General features: G+C 50.1%; 8 protein-coding genes. 6 read left to right on the forward strand and 2 right to left on the reverse strand.

The window, feature by feature from the left end; all coding sequences use genetic code 11:
- The first annotated feature begins 65 nt into the window (after positions 1-65).
- From E1189_RS16770 to E1189_RS16780, 3 genes are all read left to right on the forward strand, one after another.
- Positions 66-332, forward strand: coding sequence for a hypothetical protein (locus tag E1189_RS16770; RefSeq protein WP_155161717.1), 267 nt, complete (start codon positions 66-68; stop codon positions 330-332).
- 86 nt (positions 333-418) lie between these two features.
- Positions 419-1,177 (forward strand): alpha/beta hydrolase, encoded by a 759-nt coding sequence (locus tag E1189_RS16775; protein WP_155161719.1) that lies wholly within the window; start codon positions 419-421, stop codon positions 1,175-1,177.
- 63 nt (positions 1,178-1,240) lie between these two features.
- On the forward strand, positions 1,241-1,690 hold the full coding sequence (locus tag E1189_RS16780; protein WP_155161720.1) for a YHS domain-containing (seleno)protein: 450 nt from the start codon (positions 1,241-1,243) through the stop codon (positions 1,688-1,690).
- 49 nt (positions 1,691-1,739) lie between these two features.
- Here the strand turns inward: E1189_RS16780 and E1189_RS16785 are convergent, their stop codons facing one another.
- Both E1189_RS16785 and E1189_RS16790 read right to left on the reverse strand, forming a co-directional pair.
- Positions 1,740-4,670, reverse strand: coding sequence for a hypothetical protein (locus E1189_RS16785; RefSeq protein ID WP_230460473.1), 2,931 nt, complete (start codon positions 4,668-4,670; stop codon positions 1,740-1,742).
- 473 nt (positions 4,671-5,143) lie between these two features.
- On the reverse strand, positions 5,144-6,409 hold the full coding sequence (locus tag E1189_RS16790; protein ID WP_155161724.1) for a 6-phosphofructokinase: 1,266 nt from the start codon (positions 6,407-6,409) through the stop codon (positions 5,144-5,146).
- A gap of 229 nt (positions 6,410-6,638) precedes the next feature.
- On the opposite strand from E1189_RS16790, the gene mpl reads away from it, so the two are divergent.
- Genes mpl through E1189_RS16805 form a run of 3 tightly spaced genes read left to right on the forward strand, consistent with a single transcriptional unit; the run spans position 6,639 to position 8,937 of the window.
- On the forward strand, positions 6,639-8,012 hold the full coding sequence (gene mpl, locus E1189_RS16795) for a UDP-N-acetylmuramate:L-alanyl-gamma-D-glutamyl-meso-diaminopimelate ligase (protein WP_155161726.1): 1,374 nt from the start codon (positions 6,639-6,641) through the stop codon (positions 8,010-8,012).
- Positions 7,999-8,613, forward strand: coding sequence for a flavin prenyltransferase UbiX (locus E1189_RS16800; protein ID WP_155161728.1), 615 nt, complete (start codon positions 7,999-8,001; stop codon positions 8,611-8,613). Before mpl ends, E1189_RS16800 begins: the two co-directional genes overlap by 14 nt.
- Before the next feature lie 51 nt (positions 8,614-8,664).
- Positions 8,665-8,937, forward strand: coding sequence for a hypothetical protein (locus tag E1189_RS16805; RefSeq protein ID WP_155161730.1), 273 nt, complete (start codon positions 8,665-8,667; stop codon positions 8,935-8,937).
- The last annotated feature ends 32 nt before the right edge of the window (positions 8,938-8,969 follow it).

An 8,969-nucleotide genomic window follows, 5' to 3' on the forward strand; every position in this document is an offset into this window, starting at 1 on the left:
TTTAATCATTACAGGGGATGATCGTCGTGAATGTGAAGGCAGCACTTCCAGCACTTGTAGTTTGTATGTCACTGGTGCCATTTGGGGCTCACGGAGCTGATATTCTGAGCTGTGAACAAAAGCAGAATCTGTGTGAGACCCAATGTCAGATTACAAACATTAACGATGAGTCCGGCCTGAAAACCTGCAAGGCGCAATGCCTTGGTGAGCGTGTATCCTGCTCCATATCCAGTGGCGCACAAACAGCAAAAGAAGCCGCTGCCGATGCCAGGGAAGTGGGTGAGGACTTTGGTGACAAAGCAAAAGCCTTCTGGGAAGGTGTCACTAAATAACCAGAAGAGAACTACAGGCAACAGTGTTGCGACGTGTATTTCTATTCACTAATATGGACTAGAGAATAACAACATTCAGCCCTGTTATGACGAAACGCCCGCCCATTGTTTTTATACACGGCATGTGGGGAACCCCCAGCGTATGGCACAACTTTCGGGACTTCTTCCTTCAGCAAGGCTATGAAGTTCATACTCCCGCTCTCAGACATCATCACACTGCGCAGAATCTGAACGACGTTGGTCGTCTCAGCATACGAGACTATGTGGAGGATCTCTCTAGCTTTATCGAGTCTCTCCCGGACAAACCGCTGCTGATCGGGCACTCTATGGGTGGCCTGCTAGCGCTCCTTCTGGCCGGAAAAGGTTTGGGGAGAGGCGCTGTATTGCTTGCACCGGCAGCACCTGCAGGGCTATTAGCAATTCGTTACAGTGTTCTAAAAACCTTTGCTGCCATCCTTATGAAGCGGGGCTTCTGGCGTACGGCTCACAAACCCTCCCCAAAGGCTGCAGCTTATGGTTTGTTTAACAGACAACCAGATGAAGTGCAGGTGGCTCATTACCAGGATATGGTTTTTGAATCCGGCAGGGCTGCCTGCGAAATCGCGTTTTGGTGGCTGGATCCTCACAAAAGTACCCGTGTGGAGTCTACTCCGGATATTCCTATGCTTGTGGTGGCAGGGAAAGAAGACCGGCTGACGTCTGTTTCCACCTGTTATAAAACGGCTGATCGCTATGGTGCCAGTTTTCATTTGTTCAATGACCATGCACATGAACTGCACTCGGAGCCAGGGTGGGAAAGGATCGCTGAACAGATTGCTATCTGGATAGATCGGGAAGTGAACTGACAAACAGAGTGTGAATCCGGTGAAAAGGACTCGCCGTATCAAATAATAAAAGGAGCCATAGTCATGAAATCCGCATTAATAGCCTTTCTGTTTATACTGACAAGCCTGTTTACCCAGCAAGCTATCAGTGACGACAGAATCTACACCAGCCTGTGGAATAATGATGCTGTTGGGGGCTACGATACAGTGGCCTTCTTTACCCAAAGAGAGGCTGTTCCGGGAAACAGTGAGTACTCTTATAAATGGAAGGGGGCGAATTGGTTGTTCTCTTCTCCGGCGCACTTAAACCTTTTCAGGGAAAACCCAGAGAAATACGCTCCTCAGTATGGCGGGCACTGCTCCTGGGCTGTGGCTGTGAAAAATGATCTGGTTAAAGGTGACCCCAAACACTGGAGGATTGTGGATGACAAGCTCTATCTGAACTACGACGAGTCTATTCAAAAACTCTGGATGCAGAGCTATCGCAGCTTCATCATAAAAGGCGACTTGTACTGGCCCGCATTGATTCAATAAGTACCCAAACCGCCCCATAACGGAGCGGATTGAGGGGCTGCTTGTTAATTTACGGTGTAACCCCTTTGGGGAGGGCACTGGTTTCCTTCGGTACGACTTTCATTTCATCGAAAGTAGAGGTAGAGGATGGTTGTGGCATTATGGTACTGACTGCAGACCCGGATTCCAGAAGGCTCGACATAGACTTCAATTCTCGGCTCACAAAAGGACAGTCCGTCTGTCTTAAAACGATGGGTGTTAGTGGCAGGGGGTTGCCATCAGCATCAGTGGTTGGTGCCTGTACACGTTCCTTAAGTGCTGATATGAAGGGGCAGCCTTCCGTATGGATAGGCGGTATGTCTGTCAGTGATTCCGTTGGACGTGATGGAGACGGTACACCAGAGTTTTCAGACTCAGAATACGGCATACTCTCTGTGTCTGTAGCATAAGGAATAGGGCTGGTACTTGTGTTGGGTGGCGTGTACCGACTGATTCGGGGACTCTTATTTTTACACCGGTTTGGGAATTGAGCCTCCAAGACTTCTGTTTTCAGGATATTTTTGCCATCCTCAAGTCTTGTCTTCAACCTGGCAATTATCTTTGGGGGGGGATTCTGCCGACATTTCGGATCCCACCGAAGGCAGGGATTAGTGACATAGGCCGTTTCGTTGCCACAGGCGACGACAGGCTTATCGACATCGATATCTCTTCTGGGCTCAGAGTCGAAGACAGGGATATCACTTGTGGGAAGATACTTTACGGTAATAACCGCCTCACTATCAGGGTCATATTTGCATTCCCAGTTCACGCAGGAATGTTCAGCATGTAAAAAAAAACTCTGTACACATCCTTCATTGACGCCTGGGTCCTGTGGTTCTTCTCCCTTCACGACAGGGCCTTGTGGTTCTCCTTCTTTCCCGAGCTGTAGCAGACTTTGAGCATAGGCATAAGCAGTCGTTCCTGCAGCGGCAGTGGCATAACTGGCTGCCTCCATAACGGCTGCCACGGTTTCAGGATACATATACGCCCCTGTCGCCAGTGCTGCAGTGAGGCCTGCCCCGGTAGCAAGGGTTGTTTTTGGATGCCTTTTGGCGAAGCGAAAGGGGACTTTTATTGCACCCAAAAGATTTCGCGATATGACGTTGCGATAGTGAGGTACAACATCCACTTCCCGGGAGACTGCTGTCTGGTAAGCCCCGAGTGAATCAGAGTGGCCGGTTAGGGGCTGCGGATGAGTCAGGTGTGAGAGCTGGCTGGTATCAATCATCCCTTTGAACGTTCCACTTGAGGCGTGGGCCAGTATATTTGTGCACAGAGACAGAGCAGGCAGGTTGACACGGACTGTTGTATCGGGTGGTAGCGTTACGGGCAATAAACTGATCCTGTCGATCTCTGGATCCCACTCGGTATCAACCTGTGTTGCGATCTGTGTTTGATTCTCCCTGTCCACCAAATGAACAAACATGACGCCCGGGCCAGTGTATTCCACAAACAGGGTGGCCAGAGCATCACTCTTACCGTTCATCAACAGCTCGGAGTGATTTCTTTCGTGGTCTTTGATGAGTCCTTTTTTATCCCATTGGTGCAGGGTGGCAATGTACGACTGTGATGAGTATTGCCGCACATGTATGGAGTACTCGGAGAGATTTCCGAACTCATCTTTCATATAGATGCTATGGGGCACTATGCCTTTTGCTGGCAGCGATGGGTAGGTGAGCATGGACGTGTGAATACGGGAATCCTTAAAGCCCATATTCAGCATTACCTTTTCCGGAGGGGGATCGAAGGATATGCGGGTGTGGAGTTTCTGTGTTGAAGTGAAACCACCACTAAAGCAGTACCGCAGCAGTATTTCGTCCAGAACCGGAGGCTTCGCGTTTTTCTGTTCCTGAAGCGTTGCCACCCACTCTGACATCATATTGGCGAGGGGAACGTAGTTAATGGTTTCAAGTTGATTGATGAAAGTGACTGCCTCACGAAGCTTACTGAAAGGCCTGTTGAATATGATGGAATCATGGGTTTTTTCATCAAGCCCTTTCAGGATGGCACCGTGCTCATTTATGTATAAATAGAGGGGTGCCCTGTCTGCAGGTTGAAACTCTGCAGACTCTTCAACCGTTGGACGGTGCAGACGATGCAGGGCAACAACCAGCCCATTGTTAGCAGTATCTTCCTTGACCTGGAAAAAGTACTGATCTCCCTGAGCGGAAGTGCCATCTTCGCGAAAGAACATAATATCGCCCGGGCCCTCAATACTGAAAGACGAGGTCAGGTGGCCCAGGTCAGGCATATCATCACGTGAATAGGTTGTGATGATTTTTCTGGGTGTGGGGTTCAATCTGTTGGGCTGTGGGCTTATATCTCTCTGTTGAATAGCAGGACTAGCCAAAGAGGAGTCAAAATGACGTACAGGCAGGACGTAGTGGCCATCTACCTGAAGCGTCTCCAGCTCACCTTCAGCAAGGAAGGTGAGCAACTCTTCACCCGAAGAAGGTTGTTGAGAAAATATGGTATCCAAAGCATCAACCATGTCTCCTGCCGTCTCTCCAAAGTCGGCAATAGCTTTATCCTTTACCGAAGTGTCATCAAAGGCCCGTCTTTTGTGATTTTCAATCAGATAGTTCAGCACGGCTATTGGGTCCGGCACTATGGTGCTTTGTCTGCCGACTGCTGTTGCAGCAAGTTTTGCCCCTTGATACTCCGTGGCAATATGAATTTCTTTTCTTTCGCCTGTTAGACGTTCATACAGATCAACAGGCTGGTATCTGACTTTATTTTTGTCCTGCTTCAGATAGAGCCCCGTAACTGGTATTCCTGCTTGCATCGTTGCAAGGGTGTGCTCATCTACTGGCAAGACTCTGAGCATGACAAGAATGCCATCCTGGTGGGGGGTAACTTCCAGTGCGAGCGTTGACTGGTCGTTGTCCATGAACAGAGGGCCAATAAAGTAACCCTTATCGGGGTGATGTTCGGAAATAGCCGGGAATACCCTTTGCTCCATCCCCCCTGGTGTCCTTTTGGCAAAACGTACAGAAAAGGTCTCATATTCAGCGCTGTATACAGTCTGGATAACCAGAAAAATACTCAGCAAAAAGAGTGACAGAAAGGTAATGTAGTGAAATCGAAGGGTGGTCATAGCCATACCGTCTTAAAGAAGGGGCGGTAGTTAAGTAAGGGGGAAAAAATCCACTCACCATCATTATGAGAATGCAATAGTTCGGGTGCTTAGGAGTCTTCAAAGAGGACTCACTATTTGCTCAAAGAAAGAGCACGAATACTAGAAGGTTGTCGTAAAATTTGCCGAATTTTTTTTGCTGGGAAGCTTACTGTACCAAGGGTCACACGACAGTGGTCTTTTATTTGCAGGGCGAACAGAACGGGGATATTGATGCTGTACTCGGGGAGCAGTGGTGGGATCTATTCTTATTCGTTAAAACCGGCAGGAGAAAATATCCTGCCGGATGCGATTACTGGTTAAACATCAAAGGCTTCCAACTTCTTTTCAACAAACTGCTTGTTCAGCCTGGCGAAAACAGGAACACCATTTTTGAAAGGAGGGAAGTCTTCTCCTTGAATCAAAGGCTTCAGGTATTCGCGGCACTCTTCGGTAATGTGCAGGCCATCACCAGCAATGAAGTGATCCGGAATCTTCATTTCCACGTTGGCAACCATTTCCAGTGGTGCGCTGCCAATGCTCCATACATACTCATCGCCCTCGCTCTCTTCACGGACAATAGTGGCCATCACGCCGTTCTTACCGCTCAGGGCCATTTCCACGGCCGTGCTGCCTACGGCGTAGGCCTGCTCCACATCTACGGCAGATGCCAGGTGGCGAGCAGCACGCTGCAGGTAATCGATAACCGCCCAGTGGTATTTGTAACCGAGGGAATCTTTTACCATACGCGCCAGAATCGGTGCAGTACCACCTAGCTGAACATGGCCGAAAGCATCGGTTGTCCGGGATGCAGACAGGAATGTGCCGTCGGCATAGTGGGCACCTTCGGACGCTACGACTACGCAGTAACCGTGCTCTTCTACAATACGCTCAACCTTGGCGAGGAAGGTTTCACGACAGAAGTCCACTTCCGGAAACAGCAGCATATGGGGTGGATCATTTTCTTCTTCCATAGCCAGCGCCGCCGCAGCGGTAATCCATCCAGCATTACGGCCCATCACTTCCATAATGAACACCTTGGTAGAGGTTTCATGCATGGATTCAATATCTCGGGACGCTTCCTTGATAGAGGTGGCCACGTATTTCGCCACAGAGCCGAAGCCCGGGCAGGTGTCGGTGGCTGGGAGGTCATTATCTACGGTTTTGGGAACACCAATACAGGTAATGGGATAACCCATTTTCTGGCTGTAGAGAGAAACCTTGTGGGCAGTGTCCATAGAATCACCACCACCGTTGTAGAAAAAATAACCTATGTTATGGGCTTTAAAAACTTCAATCAGGCGACGATATTGAACTTCGTTGGCTTCAACGGTAGACATTTTAAAACGGCAGGAACCAAAGGCTCCTCCAGGAGTGTGACGCAGAGCCGCGATAGTGTCACTGGATTCAAGGCTGGTATCAATCAACTCTTCACGCAGCGCACCAAGAATGCCGTTGTGGCCAGCGTACACTTTGCCAATTTTATCCGGGTGGCGCCGGGCAGCTTCGAGAACACCGCACGCAGAGGCATTGATTACAGCTGTTACGCCACCTGATTGGGCGTAAAAAGCATTTTTGACGGTCATCCCGAGCAAACTCCTGAAAAATTCAGCAAAGCCTGCAGCTAAGTTCCATATGTATTTTATTATTGATGCTGCAGAATGGCTGCCATCATACTGGAAAGTCTCCGGCTTCGCATGGTCTGACAAATGTAAATGTTACCGATTTTTTAACTTTTTGGTTGGTGCTGTGTGAGTGTGTTCGTTTTTAGCGTGAGTGTTGCAACGCTCTCCCATGGCAAATGATAATAGGCTGATGCACGTACATATTTTAGGAATCTGTGGCACATTTATGGGTAGTCTTGCCCTGCTTGCCCGAGAAGCCGGTCATACCGTCACCGGATCAGACCAGAACGTATATCCGCCTATGAGCACCCAGCTGGAAGAGCAGGGGATAGCCCTTCATGTCGGCTATGACCCCCAGCAACTGGATCCGGCCCCAGACCTCGTGGTGGTGGGCAATGCCATAAGCCGTGGTAACCCGGCGGTGGAATACATGCTGGAAAAGGGGCTGCCTTACACCTCGGGGCCTCAGTTTCTTTCGGATCATATCTTACCGGACCGCTGGGTTCTGGCGGCTTCTGGTACCCACGGAAAAACCACCACCTCCAGCATGCTGGCCTGGATTCTTGAATATGCCGGTATGACACCGGGTTTTTTGATTGGTGGCATTCCCGGTAATTTTGAAGTTTCTGCCCGTTTGGGTGAAACGCCTTTCTTTGTTATTGAGGCCGATGAATACGACACGGCCTTTTTTGATAAACGCTCCAAATTCGTTCATTACCATCCCCGCACTGCGATCTTGAATAACCTTGAATTCGATCACGCGGATATTTTTGATTCTCTGGACGATATCAAAAAGCAATTCCATCATATGGTGCGCATTATTCCCGGCAGTGGGCAGGTGATTGCACCCGCTTCTGACAAGAATATTGATGATGTTCTGGACAAAGGCTGCTGGAGTGAAGTGTGCCGTTTTGGTGATGGTGAAGGTGTTCACGCCGAATTGATAAAACCCGATCACAGCGCCTTCTGTATTCTTATGGACGGCAAAGAAGCCGGTGTCGTGAGCTGGAATATGACCGGCGAGCACAACTGCAACAACGCACTCTCTGCGATTCTGGCAGCTCGCCACGTAGGTGTGACCCCGGAAGTGGCCTGTGAAGCTCTGAGCAAGTTCCGTGGTATCAAACGCCGTATGGAGCTTCTGGCAGAATGTGAAGATGGTGTGCGGGTTTATGATGACTTTGCCCATCACCCAACAGCTATTGCCACAACGCTGAAAGGTTTGCGTGCCCGTATCGGTGAAAGCGGCCTGATTCGTGCGGTGATCGAGCCTCGCTCCAACACCATGAAGATGGGCATTCACAAAGGCCAGCTGGCTCAGGCCACTGCTGCAGCTACGGATGTGATCTGGTACGAGCCTCCGGGTTTGAACTGGTCTCTGGAAGAGGAAATGGCCATGAGCCCGGTTCCAAGCCATTCCGTCTCGGATATTGATGAGCTGGTGGAGTATCTGGTAGCCACCCGCAAGCCAAATGAGCATATCGTCATAATGAGTAATGGCGGCTTTGGTGGCATTCATAAAAAACTGACAGACGCTCTCAGAGACGCAGATGACCACAGATAACAGAGAAACTGTGACCCTCGCCATGACTGGTGCTTCCGGCGCTCAATACGCCTGGCGGCTGCTGGAGTGCCTTGTGGCAGCGGATCGTAATGTCTTCTTTATGATCAGCAAGGCCGCACAGCTGGTGTCGGCCACGGAAACGGATGTGCCCCTGCCGGCACGGCCACAGCTGATGGAGAGTTTTCTGACAGATCGCTATCGGGCCAGAGAGGGGCAGATTCGGGTGTTCGGGCCAGAACAGTGGATGTCTCCGGTGGCCTCCGGCAGTGGTGCTCCCAGCAAAATAGTGATTTGCCCAGCCAGCATGGGGGTGGTTTCAGCTATTGCGACGGGGGCAAGTAATAATCTCATCGAGCGAGCGGCCGATGTAGCTTTAAAGGAAAGGCGACAATTGATTCTGGTTCCCAGGGAGTCGCCATTCTCGGAAATACATCTGGAAAATATGCTCAAGCTAACTCGTATGGGGGCAGTGATACTGCCGGCCAGCCCCGGTTTCTACAACGAGCCGGAGAGTATCGGTGATCTGGTGGACTTTGTAGTCGCCCGTATACTGAACCAGCTGGGCATTGAGCAGTCGCTTATGCCGCGTTGGGGAGAGTAATCTCCTTACCCGTCCTCAGAGCGATTGCTGTTTACAGGAATCGCTCTGGATATGTCAAAGAAAAAGGAATTACCCAGGAAAGCTCGCCATGGAATAGTCGTCTCGCTGGAAGAGCGCCCTGACGGCATGCTTGGTATGATGATGGACACCGTTAAAAAGCGGGAAGGCTCTGATCCTGCCGAGTGGATTTTTCAGAAAAACTTCGTCAACCTCGATCATCCGGCTGATTTGATGGAAAACCTCCAGCTCACACGTAAGGAACTGGCGGAAATCGGTGAAACCATGATGATCTGGCTGCTATCCAGTGAAGGGCGTTTGAATTAGTACATAAGTACCCGGACCATTGCTTTCGCATA

Source organism: Parendozoicomonas verongulae, assembly GCF_009711465.1.
Classification (GTDB): Bacteria; Pseudomonadota; Gammaproteobacteria; order Pseudomonadales; family Endozoicomonadaceae; genus Sansalvadorimonas; species Sansalvadorimonas verongulae.

Bases quoted from the DNA above. Each gene is read 5' to 3' on its own strand.
- E1189_RS16770 (WP_155161717.1), top strand. From the start codon at position 66: ATGTCACTGGTGCCATTTGGGGCTCACGGAGCTGATATTCTGAGCTGT.
- E1189_RS16775 (WP_155161719.1), top strand. From the start codon at position 419: ATGACGAAACGCCCGCCCATTGTTTTTATACACGGCATGTGGGGAACC.
- E1189_RS16780 (WP_155161720.1), top strand. From the start codon at position 1,241: ATGAAATCCGCATTAATAGCCTTTCTGTTTATACTGACAAGCCTGTTT.
- E1189_RS16785 (WP_230460473.1), bottom strand. From the start codon at position 4,670: ATGGAGCAAAGGGTATTCCCGGCTATTTCCGAACATCACCCCGATAAG.
- E1189_RS16790 (WP_155161724.1), bottom strand. From the start codon at position 6,409: ATGACCGTCAAAAATGCTTTTTACGCCCAATCAGGTGGCGTAACAGCT.
- mpl (WP_155161726.1), top strand. From the start codon at position 6,639: ATGCACGTACATATTTTAGGAATCTGTGGCACATTTATGGGTAGTCTT.
- E1189_RS16800 (WP_155161728.1), top strand. From the start codon at position 7,999: ATGACCACAGATAACAGAGAAACTGTGACCCTCGCCATGACTGGTGCT.
- E1189_RS16805 (WP_155161730.1), top strand. From the start codon at position 8,665: ATGTCAAAGAAAAAGGAATTACCCAGGAAAGCTCGCCATGGAATAGTC.